The organism is Pseudomonas vranovensis DSM 16006, assembly GCF_000425805.1.
Taxonomy (GTDB): Bacteria; Pseudomonadota; Gammaproteobacteria; order Pseudomonadales; family Pseudomonadaceae; genus Aquipseudomonas; species Aquipseudomonas vranovensis.
In genome coordinates this window covers 92,926-110,312 of the sequence record NZ_AUED01000023.1, presented here as the reverse complement: position 1 = coordinate 110,312, position 17,387 = coordinate 92,926, and the positions used below count along the sequence as shown (strand labels likewise).

14 protein-coding genes and 2 pseudogenes are annotated in these 17,387 nt (G+C 63.0%); 11 read left to right on the top strand and 5 right to left on the bottom strand.

Annotation, left to right across the window (positions count from 1 at the left end; translation table 11 throughout):
- Window positions 1-644, bottom strand: a pseudogene (locus tag H621_RS0117715) (PAAR domain-containing protein); the annotation flags it as partial.
- 458 nt (window positions 645-1,102) lie between these two features.
- Here H621_RS0117715 and H621_RS27205 point away from each other — a divergent pair.
- The gene (locus tag H621_RS27205; protein ID WP_051270583.1) at window positions 1,103-1,396 is read left to right on the top strand and encodes a DUF3509 domain-containing protein; all 294 of its coding nucleotides are present in this window, start codon (window positions 1,103-1,105) and stop codon (window positions 1,394-1,396) included.
- Here the strand turns inward: H621_RS27205 and H621_RS0117705 are convergent.
- Window positions 1,365-1,835, bottom strand: a complete 471-nt coding sequence (locus H621_RS0117705) for a phosphate-starvation-inducible protein PsiE (protein WP_028944683.1) — start codon at window positions 1,833-1,835, stop codon at window positions 1,365-1,367. The genes H621_RS27205 and H621_RS0117705 overlap by 32 nt on opposite strands.
- Before the next feature lie 171 nt (window positions 1,836-2,006).
- Window positions 2,007-3,188, bottom strand: coding sequence for an NO-inducible flavohemoprotein (gene hmpA / locus H621_RS0117700; protein WP_028944682.1), 1,182 nt, complete (start codon window positions 3,186-3,188; stop codon window positions 2,007-2,009).
- A 154-nt stretch (window positions 3,189-3,342) separates the two neighbouring features.
- Between hmpA and norR the strand changes: the two genes are divergently transcribed.
- From norR to H621_RS0117680, 4 genes are all read left to right on the top strand, one after another.
- Window positions 3,343-4,896, top strand: coding sequence for a nitric oxide reductase transcriptional regulator NorR (norR, locus tag H621_RS0117695; RefSeq protein ID WP_028944681.1), 1,554 nt, complete (start codon window positions 3,343-3,345; stop codon window positions 4,894-4,896).
- Between the two features lie 80 nt (window positions 4,897-4,976).
- Window positions 4,977-5,876, top strand: coding sequence for a chemotaxis protein (locus H621_RS0117690; RefSeq protein ID WP_028944680.1), 900 nt, complete (start codon window positions 4,977-4,979; stop codon window positions 5,874-5,876).
- 79 nt (window positions 5,877-5,955) lie between these two features.
- Window positions 5,956-6,267: a hypothetical protein gene (locus tag H621_RS0117685; protein ID WP_028944679.1), complete on the top strand. Its 312-nt coding sequence runs from the start codon at window positions 5,956-5,958 to the stop codon at window positions 6,265-6,267.
- A complete protein-coding gene (locus H621_RS0117680) occupies window positions 6,246-7,013 on the top strand; it encodes a YkgJ family cysteine cluster protein (RefSeq protein WP_051270581.1) in 768 nt (255 codons plus the stop codon). The genes H621_RS0117685 and H621_RS0117680 overlap by 22 nt, the downstream gene beginning before the upstream one ends.
- 5 nt (window positions 7,014-7,018) lie before the next feature.
- On the opposite strand, the gene H621_RS0117675 is transcribed toward H621_RS0117680, so the two are convergent.
- Together H621_RS0117675 and H621_RS29290 are read right to left on the bottom strand one after the other, a co-directional pair.
- Window positions 7,019-8,062 carry a methyl-accepting chemotaxis protein gene (locus H621_RS0117675; RefSeq protein WP_371919762.1) on the bottom strand — a complete coding sequence of 348 codons (1,044 nt, stop codon included), beginning with the start codon at window positions 8,060-8,062 and terminating at the stop codon, window positions 7,019-7,021.
- 258 nt (window positions 8,063-8,320) lie between these two features.
- A pseudogene (locus tag H621_RS29290) lies at window positions 8,321-8,602 on the bottom strand (PAS domain-containing protein); the annotation flags it as partial.
- 199 nt (window positions 8,603-8,801) lie between these two features.
- Between H621_RS29290 and H621_RS0117670 the strand changes: the two are divergent.
- From H621_RS0117670 to H621_RS0117645, 6 genes are all read left to right on the top strand, one after another.
- Window positions 8,802-9,968 (top strand): efflux RND transporter periplasmic adaptor subunit, encoded by a 1,167-nt coding sequence (locus H621_RS0117670; RefSeq protein ID WP_028944676.1) that lies wholly within the window; start codon window positions 8,802-8,804, stop codon window positions 9,966-9,968.
- Window positions 9,965-13,066: a multidrug efflux RND transporter permease subunit gene (locus tag H621_RS0117665; RefSeq protein ID WP_028944675.1), complete on the top strand. Its 3,102-nt coding sequence runs from the start codon at window positions 9,965-9,967 to the stop codon at window positions 13,064-13,066. The genes H621_RS0117670 and H621_RS0117665 overlap by 4 nt, the downstream gene beginning before the upstream one ends.
- A gap of 9 nt (window positions 13,067-13,075) precedes the next feature.
- Window positions 13,076-13,750 (top strand): heavy metal response regulator transcription factor, encoded by a 675-nt coding sequence (locus H621_RS0117660; RefSeq protein WP_028944674.1) that lies wholly within the window; start codon window positions 13,076-13,078, stop codon window positions 13,748-13,750.
- Entirely contained in the window at window positions 13,725-15,104 is a 1,380-nt protein-coding gene (locus tag H621_RS0117655; protein ID WP_028944673.1) for a heavy metal sensor histidine kinase, read from the top strand. The genes H621_RS0117660 and H621_RS0117655 overlap by 26 nt, the downstream gene beginning before the upstream one ends.
- A gap of 464 nt (window positions 15,105-15,568) precedes the next feature.
- Window positions 15,569-15,793, top strand: a complete 225-nt coding sequence (locus H621_RS0117650; protein WP_028944672.1) for a hypothetical protein — start codon at window positions 15,569-15,571, stop codon at window positions 15,791-15,793.
- 206 nt (window positions 15,794-15,999) lie between these two features.
- Window positions 16,000-17,334 carry an OprD family porin gene (locus tag H621_RS0117645; RefSeq protein ID WP_028944671.1) on the top strand — a complete coding sequence of 445 codons (1,335 nt, stop codon included), beginning with the start codon at window positions 16,000-16,002 and terminating at the stop codon, window positions 17,332-17,334.
- The last annotated feature ends 53 nt before the right edge of the window (window positions 17,335-17,387 follow it).

Genomic DNA, 17,387 nt, shown 5'->3' with positions numbered 1-17,387 from the left:
TTGTTGAGAAAGGCACTCTTCAACTGGGCATCAAGGGTCTTGTACAACTCACGACGCGCCGCAAAGAAATCCCGGCTGTTCAAATGACCGTGGAGACTGAACGAGCGTTGATGCAATTCCTCCAGCGCACGCAAGGTACCTTCCACCTGCCTCAGTCCTTGACCCAGCATCACCGTGCTGACCCCCATCGACAGGCTCGCGCTCCCCAGCAACCCGGCAATCTCGCCTGGGTAATCGGCCATGAAGTTGGCCTCTTCCTCGCTAAGCTCTGCCAGCGCATCGCGCACCTGGGCAGCGGCGTCCATCAGCTGGGCTTCTTCGCGGGTACACGCCGTTCCGTTGTCCGGGTCGCCGAGGATGAACAGTTCACCCGCCTTGAAGCCCTGGGCGAAGGTCGGGGTGAGCCGTTGCAGGCGAGCTGGCAGGTGGGGGTTGCCCAACTGCGCCAGTACCTGCGGGCCGGACATGCTGCGGGGGACGATGTAGAAGCCCGGCTCCAGCGTGCCGGGGGCGGCGGTCATGACGGGCATGGAGCGGCTTGCAGGTGCAAAACCCGAGGCTGGCCCCGAGGGCGACGCGGTACGGATGTGCCCCACCTGCTCGGCGACCTTGGCTGGGGCCGGGGCACTGGCAACACGGTGCAACCAGGCGGTTGCTGCCGGACGGGCAACCGCACTGGATCAACACGTCATCCACCGCCATGGGTCGGCCATCGATCGTCCAGCCCGTTTCGCCTTCAGCGATTTTCCCGGACACGCCGCATAACGGGCACGGCGTGGTGGCATCCCCAGGCGCAAATGGGGAACGCCACTCTGGGTGGAATGAGACTGGCTGCTCAAGCAGGTGGCGCCGCTGGTGGTCTGGTCGCCATGCTGCCTGGCGCCGCGGCCATTGATGTTCATGCGATGGACCGTCATGGAAAGATTCCTTGGGCAAATGACGCCCGGAACCTAGCACGGCAAATTCAACCTTCTACCCAGGCTGAAGCGATAGAGAAACCTCCTACGATATTTTCAAAATACCTGCTCCATTCAGCGGGCTGGCTGAACCAAATTTGCAATCACCCGGTCAATCTCTGCATGAATTCACCAGGTGAAGCACCATGTTCAACCCTTTCGAACAGATCAATGAGGCCTTCGCCTCGCGCTACCGGGTCAACCTGAGTATCGAGCGGCTCGACGGCAGTATCATGCTGACCCTTTCCACCGATCAGGGCGTGGTCGCCAAGCGTTTGATCAACCCCGCCCAGCGCAACGACCCCAAACGCTTGCAGCGGGTGATCGACAGCGTGCAGTCCAGCCTCGCTGTCGAGCACGTCCAGCCCGTTCTTGCCCACGTCGCCAGCCGCCGCCAGGCCGGGAAGGTCATTTGCCTTCCTCGATCTCCTTTCCATTAGCATCGATGGTTTTGGTCGACGGATAGCGATACGAGGCATAGCGCACCACCAGGATCGCGAATGCCAGCAGGAGGATGCCGCCGCACACATACAGCAGGCCCACATCCGGCGCCTTGTGGTGTGACACGTCGCCGATCAGCAAGCGGGTGAGCGCGGTGATCGCCACATACAAGAGGAAGCGGATGGGCATATGGTTGGTCTTGAAGTAGATCCCCACCATCGCCCCGAGCTCGAGGTAGATGAACAACAGCAGGATGTCATCGACACTGATGCCGCCCTTGTGGAGCATATCGATGAAGGTGGCTACCGCCGCGTAGGCGGTGATTGCACCAATGCCGAACAGGGCCAGGTAATGGAACGCCTCGACGCACAAGTTGCCCAGCGAGTCTGCCGAGCCATGCAGGCCTTTGCGCAGTTTGTCAGCCCATTTGATGTTCACGATTTTGGATTCCTCGATACGGCTGGAAGGATGATGCGGCATGCGCATGACGCTTTGTCTGCATGCAGTAAAAAGGCCAGGCACCCTGCTTGAGAAGGCGACCAAATGCCGCAAGGCACAGCCATCGCTGGCTGTGCCTTGTCCGTTCAACCGTGTATCAGGAAAATCCCATCATTCCAGGGCAGAGGCCGGGCCGAAGAATTCGTAACGGCTCTGCTGCTCTGGCACGCCCAGGCCCTTGAGGTGGCGCTTGATGGTGGCCATGAAGCCTTTGGGGCCGAGGAAGTAGGCGTCCAGGTCGCGCTCCTGTGGCAACCACTCCGCCAGTTGATCGGCACTGAGCAGGCCTACCGCATCGGCAGGTTCGCTGACACCGTCGTCCTCGGCGTAGCAGTAGAAGCGCTTGACCTGTGGATGACGCGCCGCCAGTTCATCGACCCAGTCACGGAAGGCATGCACCGCGCCGTTGCGCGCGCAGTGGATGAAATGCACCAGGCGGCCGCTTTCCAGTGCAGCCTCAAGCATCGGCAACGTCGGGGTAATACCCACGCCGCCGCTGATCAGCACTAGAGGTTTGTGACTGGCGCTGAGGGTGAACTCGCCCGAGGGCGGGAACAGTTTCAGCGTATCGCCCACCGCCAATTGCTCGTGCAGGTAGTTGGAAACCTTGCCACCGACTTCGTGCTTGACGCTGATGCGGTACTGGCCGGCATCGCTCAGGGCCGACAGTGAATAGTTGCGGCGCTGTTCTTCACCGTCGATGAACAACTGCAAGCCGATGTACTGGCCCGGCTCGGCCTTGAGGATCGCCCCGCCATCGGCCGGTGCGAAGTAGAACGAGACGATTTCGCTGCTCTCTTCGACGCGCCCGACCAGTTTGAAGTCCCGCGCCCCGCGCCAGCCGCCTGGCGCTTCGGCCTTCTGGGTGTACATATCGGCTTCGGCACCGATGAGAATATCGGCCAGTTGCTGGTAGGCCGCGCCCCAGGCGGCGATGACTTCAGGGGTAGCGATCTCTTTGCCAAGCACTTCTTCGATGGCGCGCAGCAGGCAGCTACCAACGATCGGGTAATGCTCCGGGAGGATCTGCAAGGCCACATGCTTGTTGATGATCTGGCCGACCAAGCCGCCCAGTTGCTCCAGTTGGTCGATGTGCCGAGCGTACATCAGCACGCCGTTGGCCAGGGCACGTGGCTGGTCGCCGCTGGCCTGGTGGGCCTGGTTGAACAGCGGACGCACTTCGGGGTATTCGCTGAGCATCAGCTTGTAGAAATGGGTGGTCAGCGCCTCACCACCGCTTTCAAGCAGGGGAACGGTGGCTTTGACGATCGCACGATCCTGGGCATTGAGCATTGAATGACTCCTGAGCCTGTGGCTTCTTGATGAATGCGTTAGCTATTTCAGGTTCCGTGCCAACTTTAAAATACTTATAAATCAATAAGATATAAATTTTTAAGTCAAAAAGACTACTACTGATATATAGTCATTTAGACCCACAGGAGTCTTTATGACAGCAAAATCCCTGCTCACCGCCCTGCTGCCCCTGGTCAGCGACCTGTCCCGTGACTTGCCCGAGTGCGAGCGCTACCGGCGCCTGCTCGAAGCCATGCGCAGCCTGCTGCCATGCGACGCCGCCGCGCTGCTGCGCCTGGACGGCGAATGGCTGGTGCCACTGGCGGTGGATGGCCTGAGTACCGACACCCTTGGCCGGCGCTTCAAGGTCAGCGAGCACCCACGCTTTGCTACCATTCTCAGCCGCAACGAGCCTACCCGCTTTGCCAGCGACAGTGACCTGCCCGACCCCTACGACGGCCTGGTCGAAGGCCTGCATCACCACCTGGAAGTCCACGACTGCATGGGCTGTCCGCTGTTCGTCGACGAGCAACCCTGGGGCCTGATAACCCTGGATGCGCTGGACCCGGAACAGTTCCAGCAGGTCGAACTCGATGCCTTGCAGGCCTTTGCCAGCCTCGCGGCGGCGACGGTGAATGTTGCCGAACGCATCGAGCGCCTGGCCTTGCGCGTCGAAGATGAACATGAACGCGCCGAGGTCTATCGCCAGGCCAGCGGCCAGCAGCACAAGGAGTTGATTGGCCAGAGCAAGGCGCACAAGCGCCTGCTCGAAGAAATCCAGTTGGTGGCCGGCAGCGACCTGACGGTGCTGATCACCGGCGAAACCGGCGTGGGCAAGGAGTTGGTGGCCCAGGCCATTCACCAGCAGTCGGGGCGGGCCGACAAACCCATGATCAGCCTCAACTGCGCCGCCCTGCCCGACACCCTGGTCGAGAGCGAACTGTTCGGCCATGTGCGTGGCGCGTTCACCGGCGCGGTCGGCGAGCGCCGCGGCAAGTTCGAGTTGGCCAATGGCGGCACCCTGTTCCTCGATGAAGTGGGCGAGTTGTCGCTGACCGTGCAGGCCAAGCTGCTGCGGGTGCTGCAAAGCGGGCAACTGCAGCGCCTGGGTTCGGACCAGGAGCATCGGGTCGACGTACGCCTGATCGCCGCCACCAACCGCGACCTGGCCGAAGAAGTGCGCGCCGGCCGCTACCGTGCCGATTTCTATCACCGTTTGAGTGTGTACCCGCTGCTGGTGCCGCCGCTGCGTGACCGTGGCCGCGATGTGCTGCTGCTCAGCGGCTACTTCCTTGAACAGAACCGTTCGCGCATGGGCCTGGGCAGCCTGCGCCTGAGCGCCGAGGCCCAGGCCGCCCTGCTGGGTTACGACTGGCCGGGCAACGTGCGCGAGCTTGAGCACCTGATCGGCCGCTCGGCGCTCAAGGCCCTGGGCCAGCATCGTCAACGACCGAAGATCCTCACCCTCGACGCCACCGATCTGGACCTGCGCCCGGTCGAGCCCTCCGCCCTCACCGCCCAAGTGCCGCACGTTGTTGATGCGCCGCTACCCGGCGGCGACCTGCGTCAGGCCATGGACGACTACCAGCGCCAGTTGATCCAGGCGAGCCTTGAGCGACATCAGCACAACTGGGCCAGCAGCGCCCGTGAACTTGGGCTGGACCGGGCCAACCTGAGTCGCCTGGCCAAGCGTCTGGGGCTGCGCTGATTTGAGCTGAAGGATTAAAGCCATGGGCTGGCGGGTCGATAACCCGGCATCTCCCCATTCAATCTGTCCTGAAGGTGCCTATGGCCACGCAAAACGCTCGCGCGGACTCGCTGTCGTTGCTGCTGTTCACCCTGCGCAGTGGCAAGCTCATGGCGATCAACCTGCTCAAGGTCAGTGAAATCATCCCCTGCCCGTCGCTGACCCGGCTGCCGGAGTCGCACCCCCACGTCAAAGGCGTGGCCACCTTGCGCGGCAACTCGCTGTCGGTGATCGACCTGTCGCGGGCCATCGGCGAGCGCCCGCTGGAAGACCCCGCCGGCGGCTGCCTGATCGTCACCGACATCAGCCGCTCCAAGCAGGGCCTGCACGTGCAGGCGGTGAGCAAGATCGTCCATTGCCTGAGCACCGACATCAAGCCGCCACCCTACGGCTCGGGGAGCAAGTCGTTCATCACCGGCGTGACTCGGGTCGACAACACACTGGTACAGGTGCTGGACATCGAGAAAGTCATCCACGGCATCGCCCCGCCCACCCACGATGTGCTCGGCAGCGAGCTCAGCAGTGAAGACGCCGCCGTGCTCGCCGCCACCAATATCCTGGTGGTCGATGACAGCCAGGTCGCCCTGCAGCAGTCGGTACACACCCTGCGCAGCCTGGGGATCGAATGCCATACCGCGCGCAGTGCCAAGGATGCAATCAACACCCTGCTGGAGCTGCAAGGCACCGATCAGGAAATCAACGTGGTGGTCTCGGACATCGAAATGTCCGAGATGGACGGCTTTGCCTTCACCCGTACCCTGCGTGAAACCCCGGACTTCAAGCACCTGTATGTGCTGCTGCACACCTCGCTCGACAGCGCGATGAACAGCGAAAAAGCCAGGGACGCCGGCGCCAACGCGGTGTTGACCAAGTTTTCCTCGCCCGAGCTTACCGACTGCCTGATCGTCGCGGCGCGGGCGGTTGCCTTCGCCGAGCATTGATAAGCCCTCGGCACTCACTGCGCTTGAATGTGCCTGAACCTCAGGCACAATCGAGCCCATTGTCGACCGAGGTTCCGCCATGAAAGCCCTTCTCTTTACCCTGCTCGGCTGTGCGCTGCTCAGCACCGCCGCCCAGGCCTCCAGCGATCAGGCCTGGAGCGATCACAACACGCAGATGAGCCAACGCTGCATCGCCGCCAGCGGCCTGAAAGACGCCAAGGCCGTGGGCAAGCCCGCCGAATTCGACGACCGTGTCGGCTACAGCGCCCTGCTGCTCGAAGGCCGCTACCCGCAAAAGCACATGAACAACCGCAAGGGCAGCGAATTGTGCCTGTTCAACAAGCAGGACAAGACTGCCTTTGTCACCGAATGGACGCCCGGCACACCGTGAATACTGCTCAAACCCGCGATATCCATTTCGACTGCACCGGTTGCGGCAAATGCTGCACCGGCCATCACGTGCCCCTGACCCTGAGCGAAGCCCGTCAGTGGACCGGCGCCGGTGGCCAGGTAATTGTCCTGGTCGAAGCCTTCATGGCCGATGGGCTGGGCTTGCCGGCCGATCAGCGCGAGCATGCCCTGCGCCGTTCCTGGCCCGTCCCTTGCGGCAGCACCGAGGCACATGTGGCGATCACTTTCGCCGCCTTCAACCCGGAGCGTTGCCGCAACCTGGACGCGGACGACCGCTGCACCATCTACGAGCTCCGCCCGCTGGTGTGCCGCATCTATCCGATGGAGATCAACCCCCATATCCCGCTGCGCCCCGACGCCAAGGACTGCCCCGCCGACGCCTGGCAAAGCGGGCCGGTACTGATCCACGGCACGCAGCTGGTCGACCATCGGCTGGCGCAATTGATCGAGCAATCACGCCAGGCCGACCGCGACGACATCCGTGGCAAGGTTGCCATCTGCCAGGCCCTGGGTATCGACACCAGTGCCCTCAAGGGCAATGGCTTTACCGCCTACCTGCCCAATACCCAGGCGCTGGATCAGGCGCTGCGACAAGTAAACGCCACCGCTGAAATCGCAGCCTGGACCCTGCATGTGGTCGATCCCGAGCTGTGTGAACAACTGACCGCGAGCGGGGCCCAGGTACGCAGCGAAGGCGCCGACTACTACAGTTTCATCGGCTTCTGACCCACTCAGTGGCAGCGCCGCCAGAACTCGTCGGCCAGGCGGCGCAGGTCTTCGGCAAGGCCGGCCACATCGGTGGCGCTCACGTGGCTTTGCTGGCCGACCTGCACCGTTGATTCGCTGGCCTGGCGAATGCTGATGATGTTGCGGTTGATGCTCTCGCTGACCTGGCTCTGCTGTTCCACCGCCGCGGCAATCTGCAGGCTCATCTCGCTGATCTGGTTGACCCGCAGGCTGATACCATCCAGCGCACCGGCGGCGCGGCGGGCCTGCTCCACACTGTGCCCGGCGTGCTCGCTGCTCTGCTGCATCACCTGCACGGCCTCGCGCGCTCGGTTCTGCAAGGCGCTGATCATGCGCTGAATCTCGTGGGTCGATTGCGCCGTGCGCTGGGCCAGACCGCGAACTTCATCGGCGACCACGGCGAACCCTCGCCCCTGGTCGCCTGCCCGGGCGGCCTCGATGGCGGCATTGAGTGCCAGTAAGTTGGTTTGCTCGGCGATCCCGCGAATCACCTCCAGTACCCCGCTGATATCACTGCTGTGGCTTTCCAGGTTGTGGATAACCTCGGTGGCGGCATCCAGTGAGTTGGCCAGCGCCTGGATGGCACTGCGATTCAGCTCCACCAGTTGATGCCCGGCCCGGGTCTCGCCTTCGGCATGGTCGGCTGCGACCGACGCCTGCTGGGCGTTGCTGGCCACCTCGGCGACGCTGGCGGCCATCTGGTTGACGGCCGTGGCCACTTGGTCGGCCTCGCTCTGCTGCTCCAGGCTGTTGCTGTGGCTGCATTGCAGCGATTGCGCCAGTGATCCGCTGTGCCCGGCCAGGCGTCGGGACGTGTCACCGATGCGTCCGACCACCGCCCCCAACTGGCCCTTGAGCATGCGCAGGGCAAAGTCGATCTGGCCGATCTCATCCCGCCGCCCAGTGTACAACTGCTGGCTCAAGGGGTTGTCGGCGATACTGCGGGCTTCGCTGCACAGGCGCTGGAACGGCTTGAGCAATGCGAGAATGACCAGCGCACTCAGGCCGCTGGCCAGCAACACCTCCACTGCGCCTTGCCAGGGCAACACCGGCAGTATCAAGCGACTGAAAACCGATACCAGCACCAGCCCCAAGGTAACCCCCGCCCACAACTGCCAGCCCAGGCCCACCACCGGCAAGCGCTGCCACCAGGGTTGGCGGCCGTTGCGCAGGTGCGCGTAACAGCGTTCCGCGGCCTCGACCTGGGCGGCGCTGGGCTTGGTCCGTACCGATTGGTATTCCACCGTTTGGCCTTGACTGGCGATGGGTGAAACGAAGGCGCTGACCCAATAATGGTCACCGTTTTTGCAGCGGTTTTTCACCAGCCCCATCCACGAGCGACCACGCTTGAGTGTCTGCCACATCTGCTCGAAGGCCTGGGGCGGCATGTCCGGATGGCGCACGATGTGATGCGCGCTGCCCATCAGTTCCTCGCGGCTGAAACCGCTGATGCTGACGAAGTCGTCATTGGCGTAGGTGATGCTACTGGAGAGGTCAGTGGTGGAAAGAATATTGGCGTCACCGGGATAATCCACATTGCGACCGGTCACAGGCAAATTGCTCTTCATCGGAGGCACTCGTTGTAGTTTGGAGAATCGGCAGGGCGTACGACTCTAGAGGCAAATTTGCCGGATTCCTTGATCCAGCTCAGGATATTGGCAATTGGCCATTACCCTGCAGGGCAAGCTGACAGCGCTGTCAGTTGGCGGTCACGCTGCTGACCCTATCCGGCGGCTATAAACTAGGCATCGCCCTGAGATTTCACCTATGCGCATCCACTCCCGCTCCGTTGTGATCTGTGCCGTTATGTTCGCGCTGGCAGGCGCCGCCCTGTGGTGGTACGGCCGCTCGGGCGAGGAAAAAATCGCCCACAGCACCACCGTTCCCGTGCGCGTGGTCGCCGTCAAGCAGCAGGACGTGCCGCGCTACGTCAGCGGTATTGGCTCGGTGCTTTCGCTGCACAGCGTGGTGATCCGCCCTCAGGTCGAAGGGGTGCTGACTCGCCTGCTGGTCAAGGAAGGGCAATGGGTCAAACAAGGCGATCTGCTGGCCACCATCGATGACCGCGGTATCCGCGCCAGCCTTGAACAAGCCAAGGCGCAACTGGGCCAGAGCCAGGCCCAACTGCAAGTGGCGGGGGTCGACCTCAAGCGCTACAAACTGCTCAGTACCGACAACGGCGTGTCGCGCCAGACCCTCGACCAGCAGCAAGCCCTGTTCAATCAACTGCAAGCCACGGTGCTGGGCAATCAGGCGGCGATTGCCGCCGCGCAGGTGCAATTGTCGTATACCCAGATCCGTTCGCCGGTCACCGGCAGAGTCGGTATTCGCAACGTCGATGAAGGCAACTTCCTGCGGGTGGCCGATGCCCAGGGGCTGTTCAGTGTCACCCAGATCGACCCCATCGGGGTCGAGTTCTCGCTGCCCCAACACATGCTGCCGACCCTGCAAGGGCTGCTCAAGGCGCAATCGCCCGCCGCCGTGCAGGCCTACCTGGAAGGCGATGGCGACAGCGGTGGCACCCTACTCGGTGAAGGTCGACTGACTCTGATCGACAACCAGGTGGCAGCCAACACCGGCACCATTCGGGTCAAGGCCGAGTTCGACAACGCCGATGCCCGCCTCTGGCCGGGCCAACTGGTCACCCTGAAGCTGCAGACAGCCCTGGACCAGAAAGCCCTGGTGGTCCCTCCCCAGGTAGTGCAGCGCGGTATCGACGGGCACTACGTGTACCGCATAGTGGGCGACAAGGTCGAAAGCGTGCCGGTCAAGGTGCTGTATCAGGACAGCACACTCAACATCATCGCTGGGGTCAGCAGTGGCGACAAACTGGTCTCCGACGGCCAGTCGCGGCTCAAGCCCGGTGCCACGGTCGAAGTCGCCGCCGAGGCACCGCCCCCCCAAGACGTTGCCGAACGCCAGGTGCAGCCATGAAGGCCCGGGGCTCGATTTCGGCCTGGTGCATCGACCGCCCGGTCGCCACCCTGCTGTTGACCTTCGCCCTGGTCCTGCTCGGGGTCATCGCCTTTCCGCGCCTGCCGGTCGCGCCCCTGCCCGAGGCCGACTTCCCGACCATCCAGGTAACCGCGCAACTGCCCGGCGCCAGCCCGGAAACCATGGCCTCCTCGGTGGCCACACCCCTTGAAGTGCAATTCAGCGCCATTCCGGGCATGACCCAGATGACCTCCAGCAGTGCCCTGGGCTCGACCAACCTGATCCTGCAGTTCAGCCTGGAAAAAAGCATCGACACCGCCGCCCAGGAAGTTCAGGCAGCGATCAACACCGCCACCGCCCGCCTGCCCCAGGACATGCCCAGCCCGCCGACCTGGCGCAAGGTCAACCCGGCCGACAGCCCGGTGCTGATCCTCACCGTCAGTTCCGCACAGATGCCGGCCAATGAACTGAGCGACTACGCCGAAACCCTGCTGGCCCGCCAGTTGAGCCAGATCGACGGGGTCGGCCTGATCAACATCACCGGCCAATTGCGTCCGGCGATCCGCGTGCAGGCCCAACCGGAAAAACTCGCCGCCCTTGGCCTGACCCTGGCCGACCTGCGCCAGGCCATCCAGCAAACCAGCCTGAACCTGGCCAAGGGTGCGCTGTATGGCGACAACAGCGTCTCCACCATCGCCACCAACGACCAACTGTTCCACCCCGAGGAATACGCCCAGCTGATCGTCGCGTACCGCGACGGCGCTCCCGTACACCTGAGGGATGTCGCCAAGGTCATCGATGGCGCCGAAAACGCCTATGTCAAGGCCTGGTCCGGCGAGCAGCAGGGCCTGAACCTGGTGGTGTTCCGCCAGCCCGGGGCGAATATCGTCGATACCGTCGACCGGGTCATGGACGCCCTGCCCGGCCTTGAACAGATGCTCCCGGCGGCAGTGCAGGTGTCGGTGCTCAACGACCGCACCCAGACCATCCGCGCCTCGCTGCACGAGGTAGAGATCACCTTGATGATCGCCGTGGCCCTGGTGATCGGGGTGATGGCGCTGTTCCTGCGCCAGTGGTCGGCGACGCTGATCGTTTCCAGCGTGCTGGGAGTGTCGCTGACAGCCAGCTTCGCCCTGATGTACCTGTTCGGCTTCAGTCTCAATAACCTGACCCTGGTGGCCATTGTGATCGCCGTGGGCTTTGTGGTCGATGATGCGATCGTGGTGGTGGAAAACATTCACCGGCACCTAGAAGCCGGCGACAGCATGCGCGAGGCTGCCATCAAGGGCTCCGGGGAAATCGGCTTCACCGTGGTGTCGATCAGTTTCTCGCTGGTGGCGGCGTTCATTCCGCTGCTGTTCATGGGCGGCGTGGTGGGCCGCCTGTTCAAGGAATTCGCCCTCACCGCTACCTCGACCATCCTGATTTCAGTGGTGGTTTCGCTGACCCTGGCGCCGACGCTCTGCGCGCTGTTCATGCGCCGCCCCGAGCATGGCGAGCAGCACAACGTCGGCTTCGGCGAACGCCTGCTGGCCTGGTACGAACGCGGGCTGGTCAAGGCCCTGGCGCACCAGCGATTGATGCTGGGCATTTTCGGCATCACCCTGGCCCTGGCCGTGGTCGGCTATGTACTGATTCCCAAGGGCTTCTTCCCGGTCCAGGACACCGGCTTCGTGCTCGGCACCAGCGAAGCGGCAGCCGATATCTCCTACCCGGACATGATCAAGAAACACCAGGCCCTGGCCAAGGTCATCGAGGCCGACCCTGCGGTGCGCGCCTTCTCCCATGCCGTGGGCGTGACCGGTAGCAACCAGACCATCGCCAACGGCCGTTTCTGGATTGCCCTCAAGGACCGGGGTGACCGCGATGTGTCGGCCAGCGAGTTCATCGACCGCCTGCGCCCGCAACTGGCCAAGGTGCCTGGCGTGGTGCTGTACATGCGTGCCGGCCAGGACATCAACCTGAGCTCTGGCCCCAGCCGCAGCCAATACCAGTACGTGCTCAAGAGCAACGACGGCGCGGCGCTCAACCTGTGGACCCAGCGCCTGACCGAACACCTGAAAGCCAATCCGGCATTCCGCGACCTGTCCAACGACCTGCAACTGGGCGCCAGCGTTACCCGCATCGACATCGACCGCCGCGCCGCCGCGCGCTTCGGCCTGACCACAGCCGATGTCGACCAGGCGCTCTACGATGCCTTCGGCCAGCGGCAGATCAGCGAGTTCCAGACCGAGACCAACCAATACAAGGTGATCCTCGAGCTCGATGCCCGCCAGCGCGGCAAGGCCGAGAGCCTCAACTACTTCTACCTGCGCTCGCCGCTGACCGGCGAGATGGTCCCGCTGTCGGTGCTGGCCAAGGTTGCAGCACCCAGCACCGGGCCGCTGTCGATTGCCCATGACGGCCTGTTCCCGGCTGCCAACCTGTCGTTCAACCTGGCCCCGGGCGTGGCCCTGGGCGATGCGGTGCAGATCCTCGAACGCACCCAGCGCGAACTGGGCATGCCCGATTCGATCATCGGCAACTTCCAGGGCGCGGCCCAGGCGTTCCAGAGTTCGCTGTCGAGCCAGCCCTGGCTGATCCTCGCCGCACTGGTGGCGGTGTACATCATCCTCGGTGTGCTCTACGAGAGTTTCGTCCACCCGCTGACCATCATCTCCACCCTGCCCTCGGCCGGGCTCGGCGCCCTGGCACTGCTGTGGCTAAGCGGCCAGGACTTCAGCATCATGGGCCTGATCGGCATCGTGCTATTGATCGGTATCGTCAAGAAGAACGGCATCCTGCTCATCGACTTTGCCCTCGACGCCCAGCGCACCCTGGGCATGAGCCCAGAGCAGGCCATCCACCAGGCGTGCCTGACGCGCTTCAGGCCGATCATGATGACCACCCTGGCCGCCTTGCTCGGCGCCGTGCCGCTGATGTTCGGCGTCGGGGCCGGGGCCGAGCTGCGCCAGCCCCTGGGTATCGCCGTGGTTGGCGGGCTGCTGGTGAGCCAGGCACTGACGCTGTTCACCACCCCGATCATATACTTGACCCTGGAGCGCCTGTTCCATCGGCGTCAGGCGCCCCAGGGCCAGGCGCAGCCCACTGCCAGTTGAGAACCGATCATGCGTGTGCTGATTATCGAAGACGAAGAAAAGACCGCCGACTACCTGCACCGCGGTCTCACCGAACAAGGCTTTACCGTGGACTTGGCCCGCGACGGCATCGATGGCCTGCACATGGCCCTTGAAGGTGACTACGCAGTAATCGTGCTCGATGTCATGCTCCCGGGCCTGGACGGTTACGGCGTGCTGCGTGCCCTGCGGGCACGCAAGCAGACGCCGGTGATCATGCTGACCGCTCGCGAACGGGTGGAAGACCGCATCCACGGCCTGCGCGAAGGAGCCGACGACTACCTGGGCAAGCCGTTTTCCTTCCTTGAACTGGTTGCCCGCCTGCAGGCCCTGACCCGCCGCACCGGCAACCAGGAGCCGGTACAGATCCAGGTCGCCGACCTCTGGGTCGACCTGCTCAGCCGCAAGGCCAGTCGCGCCGGCCAACGCCTGGACCTGACCGCCAAGGAGTTCTCGCTGCTCAGCGTGCTGGCCCGCCGTCATGGCGAGATCCTCTCCAAGACCGCGATTGCCGAGCTGGTCTGGGATATCAATTTCGACAGCGACGCCAATGTCGTGGAAGTCGCGATCAAGCGTTTGCGGGCCAAGCTCGACGGCCCCTTTGAAACCAAGCTGCTGCACACCATCCGAGGCATGGGCTATGTTCTGGAAAACCGTGCCGACTAACTCTGTCGCCCTGCGCCTGAGCGCCTTGTTCACCCTGGTGGCCCTGAGCGTGTTCCTGGTGATTGGCACCGCCCTGTACAAGCAGGTAGACCGCAGCCTCGACCTGCTGCCGGCGGCGGAACTGGAGGCCCGCTTCAGCGTGCTGGAGTCGTCCTTGACCCGCTACGACACCCGCGAGCACTGGGTGAAGATCACCAACAAGCTCAACCTGCTCAGCGAAGAAGACCGGCGCATTCGCTTCTGGGTGGTCAGCGGCAACAGCCCGTTCGAGTACGGTCACCCCGATGCCCACGTGCGTGCCTTCGCCGAAGGTCCGGTGGGCATGCGCGACCTGCGCCTGGCCAGCATCCCCTACCCGTACAAAGTGCTGGTCAGCGAACTGCCGGGCATGGGCAATCGCCCACCGCTGCGCTTTCTGATCGCCATCGACACCGAAGCCTTCTGGCAGACCCAGCACACCCTGCTGGTGGCGATCATCAGCTTGTCGGTGTTCGGCGTATTGCTGGCCTCGTTGCTTGGCTACTGGGTGGCACGAGTGGGGCTCAAACCACTGCGCACGCTCTCGGCCGAAGCGCAGAAACTTGCACCGCCACGCCTGAGCGGTCGACTGCAGCAAGCGGACCTGCCACCGGAGCTGGCGCAATTTGCCAGTGCCTTCAATTCGACCCTGGAGCGCGTCGACCAGGCCTATACGCGCCTTGAGGCGTTCAATGCCGACGTCGCCCATGAGCTGCGCTCGCCGCTGACCAACCTGATCGGCCAGACCCAGGTTGCCCTCACCCGCGGGCGCAGTGCCGAGCACTACTTTGAAGTGCTGCAATCGAACCTGGAAGAACTTGAACGCCTGCGCACCATCATCAACGACATGCTGTTTCTGGCCAGCGCCGACCAGGGCAGCAAGGCCACTGCCTTGACCATGAGCTCGCTGGCCGAAGAAGTGGCGGCAACCCTCGACTACCTGGACTACATCCTTGAAGACGCCCAGGTCACGGTCCAGGTCAGCGGCGATGCCCAGGCCCCGGTCGAGAAGGCCCACTTGCGCCGGGCGCTGATCAACCTGCTGAACAACGCCGTGCAACACACCTCGCCCGGGCAGGTGATCCAGGTGCGCATCGAACAGCAGGACGGGCAGATCAGCATTGCCGTGAGCAACCCGGGCCCTGCGATCGACCAGGAGCACTTGCCCATGCTGTTCGAGCGCTTCTACCGCGTCGACGCCGCCCGTACCAGCGGTGGCGGCAACCATGGCCTGGGACTGGCCATCGTCAAGGCCATTGCCCTGATGCATGGCGGCAGCGTGTTCGTGCGCAGCCAGGCGGGGGCCAATACTTTCGGTATCCTGCTGCCGCTGTAACATCGCCGGGAACTGCCTCACACCGTACTTGTGGGAGCAACTGTCTTGAACCACGACCGCTGCGCGGTCGATCGCCGGCAAGCCCGGCTCCCACAAGCGCCGCGCACAGCAAGAGCGTCGCCAATTGTGCGCTTGATCTTGATCTACCCGCCCTGTTGACCAGAAGGGCCGAACGGAGGTGTCGTGGAGGGGCTAGCGCGCAGCGCCTTCGACGACTGCCGAAGATGCAAAGCGTTGCCTGCAACGCGTAGCTCGCAATGCCACGTAGCGACACCGCAGTGAGGGGACACGGGGCGCAGTGAAGAGCCCCTGGTGAGGCGAGATTTTTTGCTTACTTTTTTCGATCTACAACTATTACCTTTGACGCAATAGTACTTCTCGAAAAAGTAACTGTTTCCCGCGGGCATTTCCGACTAATTTACTCGGACCTACTTAACACTTGCTCCGCAAGAAGGTTGTTGCAAATGTCCAACAGTATGGGTATTGCCAGCGTATTCGCCCTGTCTTCCCTGTTATTGTCGCCCCTGGCCATGGCCGAAGAATCCCAGGCGTTCGTTGCGCAAAACGCTGCCCGTGCCGCCGTCCACGATCAAGCTCGCCAGGCCTTCGCCGCCGAGCAGGGACAGTCGACAAAGCCCGCAGAACAGACCGCTTCCAAGGTTTCTTCGAGTGACGCTGCCGACAGCTGATCGCCCCCTCGTTTCATCCGTCCATTCCCATGATGCCCGCACAGGTGACTTGAGCGCCCGTGCGGTTGTCTTTCAAAGCCGCTGCCTTGCAGCGGCTTTTTTTTGGCGTGTCGAAAAGTGCCAGTGAGCTGGCCCGTTTATTCATAAGAAGATCGTGTTTCGCACAATAAAAATTGCCTTACCTTCACCTCAAGGAGTCCATACCGGTGAACACTGCTTTACGCTTCACCCCCCTGTTCGTTGCATTGACTGCAACGATCCCCTTCAACGCCCAGGCCAATGAGGATCAGGCCGAAGGCTTCATCGAAGGGTCGAGCCTGAACGTGCATGCACGCAACTACTACCTCAACCGCAATCAGTTGAACCGTGGCGTGAATGACAATCGGGAATGGGGTCAGGGCTTTCTCGGCAAGTTCGAGTCCGGCTACACCCAGGGCACGGTCGGTTTCGGCCTCGACGCCCATGCCATGCTCGGCCTGAAGCTCGATGGCGGTGCCGGCACTTCCGGCTCCAGCATCCTGCCGATCAACACCCAGGGCGATGGCGAGCCCGGCAAGGCGCCTGATTCATTCTCCACCGCAGGCGCTGCGGTCAAGCTCAAGGCATTCGACACCGAGCTCAAGGCCGGCGACCTGTTCCTGACCAACCCGGTGATCGCCGGCGGTGAGTCGCGCATGCTGCCGCAGACCTTTCGCGGCGTCAGCCTGACCAACAACAGCTTCGATGGCCTGATGCTCGAAGCCGGCCAGGCCAGTTTCACCAAGCCGTACAACCAGAGCGGCCATCGCCGTATCGACACCTTCTACGGCGCCCTGCCGGATGACCGCGAAAGCCGTCACCTGAACTGGGCCGGGATGGCCTGGAGCGGCGTGCCGAACCTGACATCCAGCCTGTATGCCGCCGAGCTCAAGGACATCTGGAACCAGTACTACTTCGACCTCGACTACACCTGGCAGCTGAGCGACCTGGTGAGCCTGAACCCTGGCCTGCACTACTACCACACCCAGGACACCGGCCAGGCTTTGCTGGGCCATATCGACAACAACACCTACAGCCTGCACTTCACCGTCAACGTCGGCTACAACAGCCTCACCGCGGTGTACCAGCGGGTCAACGGCAACACCCCGTTCGACTACATCAACCAGGGTGACAGCGTTTTCCTCGACAACTCGCAGATGTACTCGGACTTCAACGGCCCGAACGAGCGCTCGTGGAAACTCAAGTACGCCTATGACTTCGCAGGCCAGGGCATTCCCGGCCTGACGTCGGTCATCTCCTACTCGCGCGGCGAGCTGGACTTGACCAAGGTCGATCCCAACAGCGTTGGCTACGGTGAGCACTGGTACAACCCCGAGGGCAAGAATGCCCAGCACTGGGAACGTGACTTCGATGTGCAGTACGTGTTCCAGGAAGGCAGCCTGAAGGATCTGTCGGTGCTGCTGCGCTGGGCCAGCCACCGGGGCAGCCAGGGTTACTCACAGATCGACAACGACGTCGACGAGTACCGGGTGATCGTCGACTACCCGCTGAATATCTTCTGATCTCCCTCCTGCAAGGGCTGGCACAAGCCAGCCCGTTCCGTCGGTTGGCAGCC

Coding starts and splice junctions, on each gene's coding strand:
- norR (WP_028944681.1), top strand. CDS start 3,343: ATGACAGCAAAATCCCTGCTCACCGCCCTGCTGCCCCTGGTCAGCGAC.
- H621_RS27205 (WP_051270583.1), top strand. CDS start 1,103: ATGTTCAACCCTTTCGAACAGATCAATGAGGCCTTCGCCTCGCGCTAC.
- H621_RS0117680 (WP_051270581.1), top strand. CDS start 6,246: ATGGACGCCCGGCACACCGTGAATACTGCTCAAACCCGCGATATCCAT.
- H621_RS0117665 (WP_028944675.1), top strand. CDS start 9,965: ATGAAGGCCCGGGGCTCGATTTCGGCCTGGTGCATCGACCGCCCGGTC.
- H621_RS0117660 (WP_028944674.1), top strand. CDS start 13,076: ATGCGTGTGCTGATTATCGAAGACGAAGAAAAGACCGCCGACTACCTG.
- hmpA (WP_028944682.1), bottom strand. CDS start 3,188: ATGCTCAATGCCCAGGATCGTGCGATCGTCAAAGCCACCGTTCCCCTG.
- H621_RS0117670 (WP_028944676.1), top strand. CDS start 8,802: ATGCGCATCCACTCCCGCTCCGTTGTGATCTGTGCCGTTATGTTCGCG.
- H621_RS0117685 (WP_028944679.1), top strand. CDS start 5,956: ATGAAAGCCCTTCTCTTTACCCTGCTCGGCTGTGCGCTGCTCAGCACC.
- H621_RS0117650 (WP_028944672.1), top strand. CDS start 15,569: ATGTCCAACAGTATGGGTATTGCCAGCGTATTCGCCCTGTCTTCCCTG.
- H621_RS0117655 (WP_028944673.1), top strand. CDS start 13,725: ATGTTCTGGAAAACCGTGCCGACTAACTCTGTCGCCCTGCGCCTGAGC.
- H621_RS0117690 (WP_028944680.1), top strand. CDS start 4,977: ATGGCCACGCAAAACGCTCGCGCGGACTCGCTGTCGTTGCTGCTGTTC.